Below are 16,687 nucleotides of genomic sequence, written 5' to 3'. Positions count from 1 at the left end.
AAAAAGGCAGTTTGGTATAAATAACCAAACCACCTTTTAAAATTAAATATGATAACTAGTTTTGTGGCCAACCAGTCTGGGTAATTTCACTTGGTGGTATTGGAAATATCTCATCACCTGGTTGATATCCTCTTGTTCCAAGGAATTCCGTCCCTCTGCCACGATAAACTACATCATAAAAGCGTAGTCCTTCCATAGCGAATTCACTTCTTCTTTCTCCTAAAATAATATCCCGTAGTCCAGCCTGAGTAAGTCCTGGGTTATTCGTTTCGTTAACGGGCAATAACCCGGCACGTGTTCTAATACGATTCAGTGGCGTCAGAGCATTTTCCGAAACTCCATTCAACTCGTTTTCTGCCTCTGCTTTCAATAATAAAATATCTGCAAAGCGAATAATTTTATAATTGTAATCAAATCCATTCCCTGCAGTATTTGCAAAATCAAGACCGGTCAATTTTTTATGACCATAAAGACCTGCATTTTCAAAATGTGAACCGTCATTGGGGTCAAATACACCGTCGCCATATGGGTCACCCGGACGATATACAGTTTCCGTTAAACGGATATCACCAGCTTCAAAGTCATCTACCAACTCTTGTGTTGGGGACATCGTGGCCCAGCCTGCGTTCCCTACCTGTGGTGCAGAGTATTTAGCTATAAAATTAGAGTTCCAATCTCCGGCCGAACTCCATATATCCAGAGAAGTGTTTGATAGGGTATATTGAATCTCAAAAATAGACTCCACATTATTATTACCCCTTTCGTCAAAATTTTCGGCGAAGGTTGGGGCTAAATCATATCCTGCCTGGCTGTTAATAACCAAGTCAGCATAGGTGTTAACTTGTCCCCATTCTCCTCTTAATGAATATATACGAGCTAACATGGCATTTGCTGCACCTTTGGTGGCTCTACCCATGTTTGCGGCGTCATAAGAATCCGGAAGCATACTTGCTGCATTGTTAAAATCTTCAATTATGAAAGTCCAACAATCTTCGGCTGTTGCTCGTGGTAGCACTTCTGCATCAATAGTTGGTACGGAAGTATAAATGGGCATACCTCCAAAACCTAGTACTAAATTTGTATAGTGTAGTGCTCTTAAAAATGTTGCTTCACCTAAAAGCCTTGTTTTAAGGGCTTCGGTAAAATCCCCATCAACTTCCATTAGTGATACATTGTCCAAAACTTGATTTGCACGGTTAACACCACCCCATGCCATAGCATAGAATTCACCGATTCTGAGATTATTATCAGTTATATTAAATGTTTCGAATTCTAGATAAGCCGGACGGTCACCTGCTCCAAAACCACCTTTTACGGCGTCTCCCCCTGCAATATTTAAGATATCAGGATAATTAAAGCCATAATAATTTAAATGCTGAAAGCCATCATAAGCTGCGTTCGTGGCAGAAATTGCATCAGAGGCAGTTTTATAGAATGCAGTAGTGGTCAACTGATCCTGTGGTTCTAGATCAATGAAATCTTCGCAGCCGAGTAGTATAACTACCGCAAAGAGACTAAGAAAAATATACTTTTTCATTTTATTATTTTTTTATTATTTTTTTTTAAAATCCGATATTAACACCAATTGAAATGGTTCTTGGAATAGGATAACGACCACGATCTACACCGTTCTCTAGAGCGTTTCCAGAATTTGCGCCAACTTCAGGGTCAAGACCATATTCATAATTGTCAAACGTCAATAGGTTCTGACCACCAACGTAAATTCTTAGGTTACTAAGTTTCATTGTTTCCAAAAGATTGTTAGGTATTGAATATCCTATTTGTAAGGAACGTAATCTCAAGAAAGAACCATCTTGTATATAGTAATCTGAATTTCTATAATTACCGTTACCACTTCCTATGGCAGGAACCGTATTACTAGTTCCTTCTCCTCGCCAAGCATTTTCGTATAGTGTGGTGAATTTATTATCTGGTTTTGTAAAATCACCCGCTTGTTGTAGGATATTAGCAAAAATCTCATTGCCCTGTACTCCCTGCCAAGACATAGAAAAATCAAAATCTTTATAGTTAATGTTCGCTGTTAAACCATACGTAAAATCCGGTACTCCACTGCCTAATGCTGTCTGATCTTCAGAATTAACAATACCGTCACCATTTAAATCCTTAAACCTGAAATCTCCTGGACTCGTATTGGATGCTTGGTAATAAACTCCGTTTACAGCATCGGGGTTAAGGGCATTTATTTCTGCTTGGGTCTGAAAAACCCCATCTACTTTATACCCATAGAAGACCCCTATAGGCAATCCTTCTTGAAAACGGACAGATAAAGATTCTCCATCGCTAATAATAGGGCTACCATTGTCACTTTCAACATTGTTGTTCAAAGTAGCAAGATTGGCGTTCACCGACCAACTAAAATCATCTTTGAAGCCTTTAATTCCTAGGTCAAATTCAAGCCCTTTGTTTCTAACTATACCTGCGTTAACTGTTGGAAATTGTGGTACTCCATTTACAATAAATCCATAAGCAAAGGGTAAAGTTCCAGGTAATAGGATATCAATTTGTTGTTTGTTAAAATAATCTACACTTAAGGTCACTTTTTTATTTAACAGACTTAAATCGAAACCTATGTCAGTTTGTTCCGCAGTTTCCCAAGTTATATTTGTATTGGCTGGTTGAGCCGAAAAACTACCTGAACCCACATTACCACCAAAACCGTAACCTGCATTTGGAAAAAGAAGTGCTAAGTAATTAAAATTTCCAATTTCTTGGTTACCCAATTGGCCCCAACTAGCTCTTAATTTTAGTTCATCTATAAAGTCAACCTTAAAAAATTCCTCATCGGCTATCTGCCATCCTGCCGAAAATGCAGGGAAAACACCCCATTTATTACCTGGACCAAATTTTGAGGAACCATCACGTCTTACAGATGCGGATATAAAATATTTACTCATAAAATTATAGTTGACCCTACCTAGATAAGACATTAAAGACCAATCTACTAGATTTCCGGTTCCAATTCTTTCCGCCGCAGTACCTACAGCAATCAAATCATTTGAGGCGAAGTTTGTTGCAGAGGTGCTTTGTGATGAAAAACTTGATTTTTGTTGCGTAAAACCTACAAGAACATCAAGATTGTGGTTATCGTTAAATGATTTGTTGTAGTTTAAGGTATGTTCTGCCAACCAAATCCATTCCTTGCTGTCATAGCGTTGACCTGTAGACAGAATATCAGGGCTTCCACTACCTTTAAAGGATGGAGAAAATAGATTAGAGCCACTTGATAAATAATCACCTCCTAAATTTAATCTATAAGTAAGGTCTTCGAAAATATCATATTCAGCAAAAACATTACCTAGGAAACGGAATTGTTCAGCTTCGTAGAAACGTTCATCTGTTACGTACAGCGGTCCACCAGATCTAATGAAACTAGTACCAACATCTCCCGGCTGGCCAATACTTCCATCTTCATTTCTTGCGGGTATCACTGGAGGTTGTATTACGGCCCTACCAATTGCGGCATTAAATACACTGTTTTCCTGTGTCTGATTGTTGATAGATCTTGAAACCGAAAAATTATTTCCGATTCTAAAACGCTTGCTTACGTCATGAGATGTATTGACACGTAAAGAGAGTCTCTCAAATGCAGAACCTCTAATAATACCCCCTTGGTCCAAATATCCTAATGATAGCGAGTATTTAGATACTTCATTTCCACCATTTACATTTAAGTTCATGTTTTGAATAGTGGCTGACTGAAATATTTCATCTATATAATTTGTATTTGCAGGATTAGTAAAATTAGGAGCTGCCCCTGAAAATTCAGTAATATACTGTTGATAAGTTGGCCCGTCCAAAATATCGAAATTCTTCTCTTTACTCTGCATCCCAATGGAATAATCCAAATTCAATTTTGGTACACCTGCCTTCCCCTTCTTGGTAGTGATAATAACTACCCCGTTTGCAGCTCTAGAACCATAGATGGCACCTGAGGCCGCATCCTTTAGAATTTCTATGGACTCAATATCATTGGGGTTAAGCGTATTAAGCGGACTTGGAGGGGTACCACCACCGCCACCGGAATTACTATTAAATACAGGTATTCCGTCAATTACATATAATGGCTCACTGTTTCCTGGGGTTCCAATACCCCTTACCCTAATAGAAGTTGATCCCCCTGGCGCACCAGAATTCTGGGAAACTTGAACACCAGCAACCCTACCCGCCATCGCCTGATCAAAACCAGTAATGGTCTGTTGGGTGATAGCATCTGAGGAGATAGAACTAATAGCTCCTGTTACCTCTCTTTTCCTTTGAGTACCATACCCTACAACGACAACTTCTTCCAATCCAGCTGCACTTTCTTCTAAAATAATAGTAAGGTCGGACTGCCCGTCTACCGAAATTTCCTTTGTGGAATAGCCTATATAGGAAATCTCAAGAACGGCATTTTTTTCGATTAATTCCAGGGAGAAATTACCATCAAAATCTGCTGTTACACCGTTGGTTGTCCCTTTTTCAACAACGTTGGCACCTGGCAACGGTATTCCGTTGACATCTTTAACACTCCCATTGATAGTTGTCTGCTGCTTGAGCACCCCAAAAGGGATACTCTTCATATGTTTAATGTTGTTCTGAAGTTGCTGGGTAAGTACAATTTGTCTATTGTCCAACACCTCATACTTCACAGTTGTTTCCTTAAAAAGCTGATTTAGAATATCATAAATATTTTCTTTGGTGACATGAATAGAAACTTTCCTATTAATATCCACTTCTTTGTTTTTGTACAAAAACCTAAAATCACTTTTACCTTCTATTTCCTTAAATACATCTCCTATACTTATCTGATCGTGATTAAGAGTGATCTTGGTATTTTGAGAGTAAGAATTAGCTTGAATCTTAAAAAGTGAAACTATAAGCAATATGGTAGTCAGTTTCATTTTGAGGGACATTTTGAAAGGAAGAGGACTAGGCCACCCCCTAAAACGGATATTTTTCATATTTTTGTTTGGTTAATCGGTTTAACAATAGTCTACGTTAAATCACATTATCTCAATTCGGGGGATGGTCGGACATTCCCCGTTTTATGTGATATAACAATATTTAAATTAGAATTGTCGTCTAATTCATAGGCAGTCGTTTTTAGTTTATAGTGATAACTCTGTTTTCGCTCATGGTATAGCTGTAAGGAGTGTTTTTGGAAATATAGCTCATTATTTTTTCTATGTTTTCAATTTCAACATCAAAAGTGGCCGTAAAAATTTCATTATTGAGCATTGGATTCTTATTAAGAATAGTGCAGTTGTAACTCCTCTCCAACCTTTTAACAATGTCTTTAAAAGCTACTTCCCTAAATATCAACTGGCCGTTCATCCAAGCAATGGCTGATGTGATGTCTGCTTTTTCAACTACCATGTTTTTTTCAGCCTTATCCCAAATGGCTTCTTGTTCTGGCTGTAGAAAAACTTCTGTATTATGTTCTGGATTATTACCTAGAAGTTGAACTGACCCCTCCACCAAAACAGTACGCATTGCCTCGTCCTCTTTATAAGCCGAAACATTAAACTGGGTTCCCAATACTTTCACATCAATATTCTCGGCTTTCACAATAAATGGGTCATTATTCTTTTTAACATCAAAATAAGCCTCTCCAGAAAGAAAAACAGTCCGATCGGTACCTGAAATAAATTTAACCGGGAATTTCATACTAGAACCAGAATTCAAAAACACCTTGGTACCATCAGATAGGGTTACTTGAAACTTTTTTCCGTAGGGTATCTTGAGGGTATTGTATACTAATTCGGAAAGCTCGGTATCCTCATATTGAATTCCCTGCTTACTTTGTTTCCCTATAACTTGCCCATTATCCGAAACTATATCTTGTGTAGCTTCTTCCTTCAAAATAACAGATCGCCCATTATCCAGTTCCAAAGTTATGGTTTGATCATCCGTGGAAGGCAATGCTGTTACGGAGTCTGATCTTTCTTTTTGAAATATAAATATTGCCCCTACTGCCAGAACCAATATGGCAGCATACTTAGCAATCCCAAAAGTACGTTTTCTCTTATTCCTCCTTTTATCTTTTTGGATTTTATTTAGTAAAATATTTTTTACTTCTTCCGTATTATATGTGTTCAATTTGTAATCTATTGAATAATTAATTTTAGCGTACTCCTTAAAAACATCACTATTACCTGGCTGTTCCAACCAAGAAATCAACTCATCCAATTCATTATTATTGATTGAATGGTTAAGATATTTCACTATTAAACTATCAGCACGATTGGACTTCATATCATGTTAAATCTATAATTAATACGGAGCCATTTTATCATTCCCCTATTTTTTATCAAAAAAAAATCACATATTTGAATAAATCTTTATTTAATAGCGAGAAGGGATGTTGGATTTTAGTGTTAATTCGATTTTGATGGGTCAATTGGAGAAAGGCAATGAAAAGGCTTTTTCCTTTTTAGTGGAAAACTATAACCAGAGATTATGTGTTTATGCCAACAGTTTGGTGAATGACCCCGTAAAGGCACAAGATATAGTTCAGAATGTTTTTATAAAAACATGGGAAAAACGAGAGACCCTAAGGCATAATCTTTCTATAAAGGGGTTTCTATACCGAGCTGTCCACAATGAGTTCATTGACCAATACAGAAGTGCCAAATCCTTAATGGCATTGGAGAAATTATATATGGATACCCTAGTGAAATTTGAGATGGAACCGGAGCAACAAGGAACCGAAGAAATAATGGAAAGGGTAATGTTTGCCATAAATGACCTTCCTCCCAAATGCCAACAAATATTTCTTATGAGCAAAAAAGAAGGATTGGACAATATTGAAATAGCAGAATATTTGGAAATATCACGTAAAACTGTAGAAAACCAAATAACCAAGGCTTTTACCATTCTTAGGGAAAAACTTGGAAAAAAGTACAAGACCGTTTTGATGGTTATATTTGGTGTTAATACCAAAAATGTAGTCTAAGATATTAAACCAAATAATATCTAATAACCCACGGCTACTTAGTGGAAATAAATTGGCCGTTACTTTATGCTTCTTATTCGCCATATAATGTTACTTACACTATCTTAAAATTGACCGTTGACCCTGGAGGTTTAAATATGTCCATATAATTTTGTCCCGTCAGCCCTGAACGATATCCAATTTAAGTTGTTATTGGCTCAAAAATCATAGAAAAAATGAGCCGATTAATTATTTTAATCGGCTCAAATCATAATAATGTGTAGAATTCAAAAGAAAAAGAAAACTTATGCGTTGTCAGGGAAATTAATAGACCGGTCTAAGAACATTCAAATACAATTCTGAATTTTTGACCCAATGCTAATTTCCGTATACTTTCTGCACCTTTTTGTACCTCATTTTACACTTTACCCAATAAATACGGGGTTTTAATATTTCTGTATCGGAAAGTAAAACAAAAAAGGAACTACAGTTTCTCAAAGTTCTTTTTATTAACCCTCATTTTAGGTTTGAACGATCGTTTATTTGCATTAATTTATAAATCTAAGCACCATTCCATGTTGATAATGTTATTAACATATATAATACTCTTTTTTATAAAAAAGAGTATATTCTCTTCAAATTTGAATGAATTATTACACTTTACCATTCACATTGCTATGAATGATATTTTTTAAAAAAAGAAAAAGAGGACTGAGTTTGTACCCTTATTCAAGTGGAATTCTTTTTCTGTTGCACCGAAAATCAATTTCACTGTATTTTCCTCTTGTGAACGTATAGTTAGATTTATCGGTCGGTTATTCGCCCATTCCATATCGATTTCATAGCCACCCCTTGCGCGAATGCCCTTCACTGTGCCGTGGTCCCATTCATCTGGTAATGCGGGCAACAATCTTATTTCTTGCTCACCCGATTGTATCAGCATCTCTATGACAGCCGCTGCGCCACCAAAATTACCATCTATTTGAAATGGCGGATGTGCATCTAAAAGGTTAGGATACGTTCCTCCGCCACCGTCATATTTGAAGGTGAGGCCACTTGGTTTAACAGGTTTCAGTAATTCTCGATACATTTTATAAGCCCTATTGCCATTCCATAAACGAGTCCACAGGTTAATTCGCCAACCTTTTGACCAACCTGTTGTATCATCTCCCTTAATTTCAAGTGCTTTTTCAACTGCTCTGGCAAGCTCTGGTGTTTTCTGAGGATTGATGTGGTGGCCAGGATGCAGACCAATTAGATGTGATTGATGTCGGTGCTTTGGATCTGCATCTTCCCAGTCGTAATACCACTCTTGTAAACTCCCGTCTTTACCAATTTTATATGGATATAGCTTTGCTCTTACAGAATTGAGACGTTCCTTAAATTCTGGGTCCACATCTAACACCTCTGTAGCCTTAATGGTTTGGTCGAATAATTCCTTAATAATTGCTAGGTCTGAGGTAGCGCCGTAAAAAGTAGCACCAATATAGCCGTCCGGTTTTTTAAACAGGTTTTCTGGCGAAGTGGAGGGAGAGGTAATATAATAACCATCCTTGTCTTGCACCATCCATTCTAAACAAAATTTTGCCGCATCTTTCATTAGAGGGTAACCCTTTTCCCTTAGAAACTCCTCATCCATAGTATAGATATAATGTTCCCAAAGGTGGGTGCTTAACCAAGCACCTGCCATATTCCAGTTGGCCCATACTGGGTCTCCTTTACCAAAACCTCCAACTGGATTGGTCATTGCCCAAATATCAGTATTGTGACTGGCGGTCCATCCGTTTACACCGTAAAATGTCTTTGCTGTAATAGCACCGGTTTGCGCCAGGTTTTTAATAAAGCCCATAAGGGGCATGTGCATTTCGGAAAGGTTACCACTTTCTGCCAACCAATAATTTTCTTGTGTATTTATATTAATCGTATAATTACTGCTCCAAGGTGGTCTTACATGTTGGTTCCAAATACCCTGCAAATTTGCGGGTACTTCCTTGGTCCTAGAGCTGGAGATTAATAGGTACCTTCCAAATTGAAAATAAAGCACTTCTAAATTTTTATCCTCGGCACCCCCGGCATATCTGATTAGACGTTCATCAGTAGTTATGTCTGGGGCCATGGTTTCGCCAAGCGTTAAGCTTAATCTATTAAAAAAAGATTGATAGTCCGCTATATGCGCATTTTTTAGAACTTCATAATTTTTATTTGATGCTTGTTGTAATTGGCTGGCAGCCAAACTGGCATTGTCCTTTCCTTCTGTGGCTGGGTTTTTATCAAATCCGTTAAAACTCGTTTCAATACTCATTAGCACAGTTGCCTTACTACCTTTTGAAAGTGACAGGACATTTTTACTGATTTTTACGGTGCCATCAGTTTCAGTAATCTGAATACGCACTGTAAACCGTGTTCCCCTAGTTTCGTCGAATAACACGGGATCTGGAACATCATTGTAAATAGGTTCTGCATGATAGGGTGCATACCCGTTAATAACAAGGGTTTTGCCATCGTTTGAAATTTGATATTTCATTTCACTTTTAAACTCAATCTTAAAGTTTAAAGACGAATCCTCAGAACTGGTGTAATGCATTACCATAACCTTATCTGGGTTTGAAACAAAGTATTCTCGTTCGTAATCTGAATTCCCTACGCTATATTTGGTTGTAGCGGTCGCGTTGCTGAGATCTAAGGACCGTCTATAATTTTGTGCATTTTTAGAATGTTTGAAATTAACGAACATGGTTCCGATGGGGGCGTAAGACTGAGAAAAAGAGCCTTGTACTTTTTTATAGACCTCGTTGGCTAATTCATAATCTTCGTTATTTAAGGCTTCCCTAATTTCGGGAATATTTTTATAAGCCTTAGGGCTCATCATGGTCTGTACAGGCTCTCCTGACCAAAAAGTGGCGTCATTTAAATATATCTTATCAGAAGAAATCCCTCCAAAAACAGATGCTCCCATTTTGCCGTTCCCAAGAACCAAGCTTTCTTCAAAATATTGCGCTGGCTCATCGTACCAGAGGAGGTGACTGGACTGTGAATAGCCTGAGATTTTGAAAAACAAGGTAATTAAGATAAATATTTGAATTCCTCATATTGGCGATTAAATTGTTTCATTATAATATATTTAGATGCTGATAAATTTATAGAATCAGCTAGCTTATATTATAGTTTCTACTCTACTAGGTAACGTTCTTCAATACCCTTTTCATGAACTCTGAATATCAATACTTTGGCGCCATTTTTCTCTGTGTAAGGCGAATGGATTTTTCGATACGGAACAATAAATGTATCACCTTTCGAATACTTAGTTTCCTTTTGACCTTCCTGCCAAAGACACAGTGATCCTTCAAGCACATGTACAAATTCTTCGCCAGGATGCCAATGTTTGGGTAATATTGTGTTTGGAGGGAATTCTACTTTACTTAGAATAACTTCTTTATCCTTTGAATTTTCTAATGAAGAAGAAAGTAAATTATTGAAAATCATACCCGTTATTTTTAAAATCTTTAAAAAAGAAATTGAAAACTATTTATTTCTCAGCAAAATTAAATTTTTAATTAGCTATTGTCCACACTAATTATTTTAAATACTAATACTTTTTTTGCTAATAATCGCTTATTTTTACATTTTTAAGTATTATTTAGAGCAAAACATTTCGAACACTCGCATTTGTTCATATTATATGAAATTAATAAAAAATACATTTAGAAATTTTCCTGCCGAATAGGGTTTATAGATTCTCCACGCACTTTTATATAATAAACTATAGACCCTTACTAGAACTTCCTTCACAATAGACGCATATTAAGCAATAGTGGCGTACACAAAACTGGTGCATAGGTACAAAGACGTATAGAACAAAGGCTTTAGGGCCTTCAATACTATTGCAAATACGATATCGCTCAATTATAGGTCGATCCTGAACTATTTTATAATCAGGAGTACAAATGTATGGGCAGAATCCTTCAACGCAAAAATAAAAGCTTTTAGGGCCCAGTTCAGAGGGGTGAAGAAAGTGGAGTTTTCCTTTACAGCTTAACCGCAATTATTGCATAAACACAAAAATTGGTATTAATATTATTTGTGATATTTCTAAACCCTCAGCTTTGTTTATCAGGTGGAATGGAGTAATGCTTAATTTCAAATTATTCTTTCATTTTACTCAAGTGGTTATAATTGTTTTTTTAATTACGAAAATAACCAGCCATGAGCTAAACAAACCTACCTCGCCGGCAAGCGGGAAAAAAGATCCTTCTTCACTATGTGGTCCCTAAAATCTTGGGATTTTGAGGACCGATGCCATGGCCTAAATTATCTCCAAGGCTTCAATAATTCTTTACGACTATGCCATCTCCATCACGGAAGAAGACCGACCAAACAAAAGCCTTTGCAGGCAATGTTCAACAGTCCTGAATTAGGCACTACTATTTGTCGGTACTATGTAGGTTTACGGAACAAAGGAACGGCCTATTTTCACTTTCGTCCAACATTCAATTTGATGATATAAGCGACATTCTTGGGACCAATACCCGTTTTAGATGGATAATTACCCCTGGTACAGACATTTTTTTTGTGTACAACCACAACTGGCTAAACAACCCAACATTGAATAGAAGGCTTTTTACAACACAACAGGGGGCGGCGATGAAGGCGGTTTATACCTATCGTTTTTAGGTAAGTAATGGTTTTACAGACTGTTGAAAATCAAATAACCCAGACATTTATATTCTAAGGGAAAAACTTGAATGAAATTACGAAATGCTATTGTATGTTATTTCTGATTGCGTAACGAAAAGAGGGGTATAAGGACCGTCTGTCGTAATTATATTTCATTAAATATTGCTAATTTTCCATTACTATCGCCCCGTTTTGCATTCCATTTTAAGTCTAAACTCCTAATCATGGATACAAAATTTTGTCTTCAACAAACAAAAAAAAGGAACAATAGTTTCCCATTGTTCCTTTTGCAACTAAACTAACTCAACTCAAATTGTTATACTAAGGAACAAGGCCCTCTACTATTTTTTGTCTTTTAACTGTGTACATCCAAAACAGAATTGTAACACACAGCGTAATGGATGCTCCCCCTAAATATGCCAGATTATTGGCCAATTTAAATCCTTCGGGAGCAATTAAGATGTAGGTGCTACAGACCATGGTCATAAAAATCGCAGGTAAAAGGGTTACCCAATAGACCTTATTATTAAACATAAGATAGGCTGTAATTGTCCATAGTACAACAGTAGCCAAGGTCTGGTTGCTCCATGCAAAATAGCGCCATATTATGCCAAAATCGATCTGGGTAAGCGCAAAGGCGATCACAAACAACGGTAAGCTCAGGTAAAGCCTATTTTTGATCTTCTTTTGATCCGTTTTAAATACGTCTGCTAGAATCAATCTGGCCGACCTAAAAGCCGTATCTCCAGAAGTAATAGGTGCGGCTACGATACCCAACAAGGCCAAAACCCCTCCTATGCTGCCCAACATGTTTAGCGATATTTCATTGGCAGCCCAAGCAGCATTATTGTTATTGGCCAACATAGCACCATTTAGTAATTCTACATTGCCAAAAAAGGTCATTGCCGCTGCAGCCCAGATCATGGCTACAATACCTTCGGTTATCATAGTACCGTAAAAAATCTTTCTTCCCAATGTTTCATTTTTCATACAACGCGCCATTAAAGGGGATTGCGTGGCATGGAATCCTGATATGGCTCCGCATGCAATGGTTACGAACAGTATTGGGAATAATGGTGTTTCAGTTGGACTGGTGGTCATATTCCTTAAATTGGCCGGTACAATTTCCGGGATATGGTAGTCCCCAAATAATAGTGCAAAAAGTAGCCCAATCGCCATCAAAAGCATGGCCATACCAAAAACGGGATAGAGCTTGCTTATCATTTTATCTATGGGCAAAAGCGTAGAAAGAATATAATATACCAAAATAATGCCCACCCATACCCAAAGGTTCCACATATTCCCCGTCATACCATCAATGATCTTGGCCGGTCCCATCAAGAATACCGTGCCTACAAAAATCAAAAGTATTATGGTGAAGTAGCGCATAAAATGCTTCATCTTTGGACCAAGGTAAATGCCTACTACCTCACTAATACTAAGTCCGTCGTGGCGCACAGAAAGCATGCCTGAAAAATAGTCGTGTACAGCCCCTGCAAATATGCTTCCCAGCACGATCCAAAGAAATGCGGCAGGTCCGAACATGGCACCAGCTATTGCTCCGAAAATTGGGCCAAGACCTGCAATGTTCAGAAACTGGATGAGAAAAATACGCCACGCCGGCAAGGGCATAAAATCCACATCGTCCTGTAATCTTATGGCCGGAGTGGGACGATCTTTCTCCACTCCGAATATTTTCTCCACGAATTTTCCGTAAGTGAAATAGCCTAAGATTAAAACAAATATGGAAACTATAAATGAGATCATATACGATTTATTTACTCTACTATCTGACCTTTACCAACCAGAACTCCTTTTAATTTATTATAATCCACATCTTGAACTACTGTGCTTTCATTTATTGCCAGCACTGCGGCCGCAGCGGCCGATTGTCCCAAAATCATGAACACCGGCTCCATACGGATAGAACCAAAGGCGATATGGCTAGACGATAAACAAACCGGCACCAGAAGGTTTTTACAATCTTCCTTCTTCGGGACCAATGAACCGTAGGAGATTGTATAAGGCCCATTGGTACTCACCCCTATATCCCCTTCGTTTTGGACAAAACCATCAGGCTTAATATAGCGCTGTACATTATGCGAATCCATTGTATAAGAACCCATACCTATGGGTTTAGGTGTCGGGCTTTTTTTCAACAGTTCATTTTCCGTCATCACGAAATCACCAATCATCCGTCTTGCTTCCCTAACATAGATCTGGTGTGGCCAATTGCCATTGTCCTTAAATTCATCCTTGGACAATCCCCATGTCTGCATTTCAGTCTGTATATCCTCAGGTACCCTGGGGTCATTGGCCACAAACCAAAGTAAGCCTTTTTGGTAATTTTCATGCTCCTTTATTATTTCCTTCCTTCTTTCGTAGTTTGCCTCTGGATAATCGTAGTTCATACCTATATTATCACTGCTAAATGGACCGTGATTATTGGTATCCGTTTTATGGTTCGGTATTGGATCAAATTTCACAAACCAATCTTTCCAACCATGTTCAAAAACTCGCGCCAATAGTTCATACTGTATTGGATCGTAACCTTCAGGCTTTGGAAAGGGAATCCTATTTTCAGGATGATTTGTCATACACATACGGAAACAATATGCCTGGATTTTATCGTCTCCACTGTACTTTTCCCCTGGGTGTTCTCCTGAAACCTTAGGAAGAAGGCCACTGGTAGGATCCCCAGGCACCATATATGGAGATATATCTGCCTCGAACCAGTGTTTGTGATGCAATACACCAGTTTGAACCCCGTTCCACTCCTCCCCATATACCTCCTTACCTTCACGGCCCACGTGATAACTTACGCCTGCCGCGGCCATAAGGTCTCCTTCATAAGTAGTGTCCAAGAACATTTTCCCAGAGTACTTTTTACCGGACAAGGTGGTAATAGAAACTATGTTACCATCCTTCATCTGAACCCCTTTTTCCCTATCTAACCATTCATTTCTATCTACTCGAATCTGATCTTCTGCCACCATATCCTCAAAGACCTTTTCAGCCACATGGGGCTCAAAAATCCACATTGTCCTGTTCTCACCGTCCATGGCAGGGGTTCCTTGACCTTGGTTCCCATATTCCTCTTTTTTCTGCCAGTTCCATGCTTCATTAGTGTTGTAATGTTGCCATACCCTATGATAAAATTCCCTGGCCAGACCCCCAATGACACTTTTATCACCAGTATCCGTATAGCCCAAGCCTCCTGATGACAAGCCTCCCAAATGAATATCCGGGGACACCACAATGACCGATTTTCCAGAACGCTTGGCTTCCACTGCTGCCGAAATGGCCGCCGAGGTGCCTCCGTAAATAATGATATCGGCTTCGTTATTATTTACTGGTTTATCACTATTTCCGCAACTAAATGATAGACTTGATACTAGCATGACCAGTATCAAATAACCGAGGTAACTTAATTTTTGTCTCATAGATTAATTTTTAATGAATGAATTATTTATCCCTATACTTTAACTCTAACTATTTATTTTGACGATTTACCATCGACAATTTTATCAAGTTCAATTTTCAATTCTTGTGCCTTTTCCGGCAAATTCCCAATAAGATTTTCCCCTTCTGAAATATCCTTTTCCAGATCATATAATTCCCCTGTTCCATTGTTTGCATTACTGGGCTCAATATATTTCCATTTACCCATGCGCAGGCCTTTATCCCCTCTTCCAGATTGGATAACTACTGAAGGCCTAACATCTACTTCATTACCCATAAGAACGGGTAGTAAATTATAACTATCAACTGCCTGATTATCAGGTAAATTATTATTTACCACTGAAGCTAAAGTTGCCATAATATCACTTAAAGCAAAAAATTGTTTTGAAACGGCACCTTGGGGAAAGTGCCCAGGCCATCTTGCAATAAACGGGGTTCTCACTCCCCCCTCCCAAGCAGTTTGTTTAGTTCCACGTAATTCCCCATTGGGATTATGTACCAAAGAATTATTTATTTCAATATCCATCTCACCCAAACTGTTGCTAACCTTCGAAAAATCAGCATCTCTACTAGTTTCCGTAAAAGTGGACCCATTATCACTTGCAAAGAGAACTATGGTATTTTCGGCCAACTTTAGGCTATCCAAGGTTTTCAGGAGTTTGCCAATATAAAAATCCAACTCGTGAACATAGTCTCCATATAAGCCTGCATCTGTAGATCCAATGAAATCTTTACTTGCTGCTAAAGGAATATGAGGTACATAGGGAGAGTAATACAAAAAAAATGGCTTGTTCCTATGCTCGGCAACATGCTCTTGCATAAATTGAGTGCTTTTATCGGTAATGAGCGAAAGATATTCGTCCCGAGGGATTGTTTTTAGGTGCTCCTTGTTTTGCGCGGAATCCACATTATAGTAATCGTGCTGAAGTATTCCCATAACTTTTTTACCCTCCAACACCCAACATTCACTGGCACAACTAAATCCAAGCCATTTTTCAAACCCATGGTCCATAGGACCATCACTTACGGGCTTGCCCAAATCTATATTGGCCCCATTATTTTCAGCTTTAAATTTTCCGTAACCAGCAGGCTTTTTTCCGTCCAATGTAGGAAAGGTAGTACCGAGATGCCATTTACCAAAACCTGCGGTTGTATATCCCTTTTGTTGAAGCATTTGCATTAATGTCAATTGGCCAGGTTGTATCAAAGATGGTTCATAATTAGCCATTACCCCTGATTTCTTCCAACTTCTGAAAGGGTATGTTCCCGTCATTAGGGCAAATCTAGAAGGGGAACAAACTGAAACTGGACAATAGGCATCCGTAAATCGGATACCTTCTGAAGCCAGTTTATCCAAATTAGGTGTAGGAATCAAGGAATTTTTATTGTACGATTGAAGATCACCATAGCCCAGATCATCAGCCATAATGATAACAACGTTGGGATAGGTATCTTGGGTTTCCACTTCCTTTTCCCTACACGACGCGACCAATAGGTACAATATCGCCAAACAACCAGTGGTGAAAATCCTTCTACAAACATGGTACCTAATACTATCTGGCCTTATCAGATTAAGCTTCATCGTTGCTGAAATAATCGAATTATTTAAATTCATTT

General features: G+C 38.2%; 11 protein-coding genes. 3 read left to right on the top strand and 8 right to left on the bottom strand.

The annotated features are described in order from the left end of the window. Positions 1-55: 55 nt before the first annotated feature. The 3 genes from U735_RS0108270 to U735_RS0108260 all read right to left on the bottom strand — a co-directional run bounded on the left by U735_RS0108270 (position 56) and on the right by U735_RS0108260 (position 6,255). The gene (locus U735_RS0108270) at positions 56-1,537 is read right to left on the bottom strand and encodes a RagB/SusD family nutrient uptake outer membrane protein (RefSeq protein ID WP_031443371.1); all 1,482 of its coding nucleotides are present in this window, start codon (positions 1,535-1,537) and stop codon (positions 56-58) included. 25 nt (positions 1,538-1,562) lie between these two features. Beyond that, positions 1,563-4,901, bottom strand: a complete 3,339-nt coding sequence (locus tag U735_RS0108265; RefSeq protein WP_180994040.1) for a TonB-dependent receptor — start codon at positions 4,899-4,901, stop codon at positions 1,563-1,565. A gap of 202 nt (positions 4,902-5,103) precedes the next feature. Beyond that, positions 5,104-6,255 (bottom strand): FecR family protein, encoded by a 1,152-nt coding sequence (locus U735_RS0108260; protein WP_051891923.1) that lies wholly within the window; start codon positions 6,253-6,255, stop codon positions 5,104-5,106. 106 nt (positions 6,256-6,361) lie between these two features. On the opposite strand from U735_RS0108260, the gene U735_RS0108255 reads away from it, so the two are divergent. Further along, on the top strand, positions 6,362-6,955 hold the full coding sequence (locus U735_RS0108255; RefSeq protein ID WP_031443368.1) for an RNA polymerase sigma factor: 594 nt from the start codon (positions 6,362-6,364) through the stop codon (positions 6,953-6,955). A gap of 670 nt (positions 6,956-7,625) precedes the next feature. On the opposite strand, the gene U735_RS0108250 is transcribed toward U735_RS0108255, so the two are convergent. After that, on the bottom strand, positions 7,626-9,992 hold the full coding sequence (locus U735_RS0108250; protein ID WP_232233201.1) for a glycosyl hydrolase family 95 catalytic domain-containing protein: 2,367 nt from the start codon (positions 9,990-9,992) through the stop codon (positions 7,626-7,628). A gap of 110 nt (positions 9,993-10,102) precedes the next feature. Then, entirely contained in the window at positions 10,103-10,417 is a 315-nt protein-coding gene (locus tag U735_RS0108245) for a cupin domain-containing protein (RefSeq protein ID WP_051891922.1), read from the bottom strand. A 397-nt stretch (positions 10,418-10,814) separates the two neighbouring features. Here U735_RS0108245 and U735_RS25255 point away from each other — a divergent pair, with 397 nt between their 5' ends. Further along, the gene (locus tag U735_RS25255) at positions 10,815-10,970 is read left to right on the top strand and encodes a transposase (protein WP_316933011.1); all 156 of its coding nucleotides are present in this window, start codon (positions 10,815-10,817) and stop codon (positions 10,968-10,970) included. A gap of 389 nt (positions 10,971-11,359) precedes the next feature. Continuing rightward, on the top strand, positions 11,360-11,605 hold the full coding sequence (locus tag U735_RS0108240; RefSeq protein WP_031443365.1) for a hypothetical protein: 246 nt from the start codon (positions 11,360-11,362) through the stop codon (positions 11,603-11,605). A gap of 324 nt (positions 11,606-11,929) precedes the next feature. Here U735_RS0108240 and U735_RS0108235 read toward each other — a convergent pair whose 3' ends face one another. The 3 genes from U735_RS0108235 to U735_RS0108225 are packed head-to-tail and all read right to left on the bottom strand — an operon-like array spanning position 11,930 to position 16,685. After that, a complete protein-coding gene (locus U735_RS0108235) occupies positions 11,930-13,375 on the bottom strand; it encodes a carbon starvation CstA family protein (RefSeq protein WP_031443364.1) in 1,446 nt (481 codons plus the stop codon). An 11-nt stretch (positions 13,376-13,386) separates the two neighbouring features. After that, positions 13,387-15,051 (bottom strand): FAD-dependent oxidoreductase, encoded by a 1,665-nt coding sequence (locus U735_RS0108230; RefSeq protein ID WP_031443363.1) that lies wholly within the window; start codon positions 15,049-15,051, stop codon positions 13,387-13,389. 53 nt (positions 15,052-15,104) lie between these two features. Next, positions 15,105-16,685: a sulfatase family protein gene (locus U735_RS0108225; protein ID WP_198036623.1), complete on the bottom strand. Its 1,581-nt coding sequence runs from the start codon at positions 16,683-16,685 to the stop codon at positions 15,105-15,107. Between the last annotated feature and the right edge of the window lie 2 nt (positions 16,686-16,687).

The organism is Arenibacter algicola (assembly GCF_000733925.1).
In the GTDB taxonomy this organism is placed as follows: Bacteria; Bacteroidota; Bacteroidia; order Flavobacteriales; family Flavobacteriaceae; genus Arenibacter; species Arenibacter algicola.
This window is presented reverse-complemented; position numbering and strand designations above follow the sequence as displayed.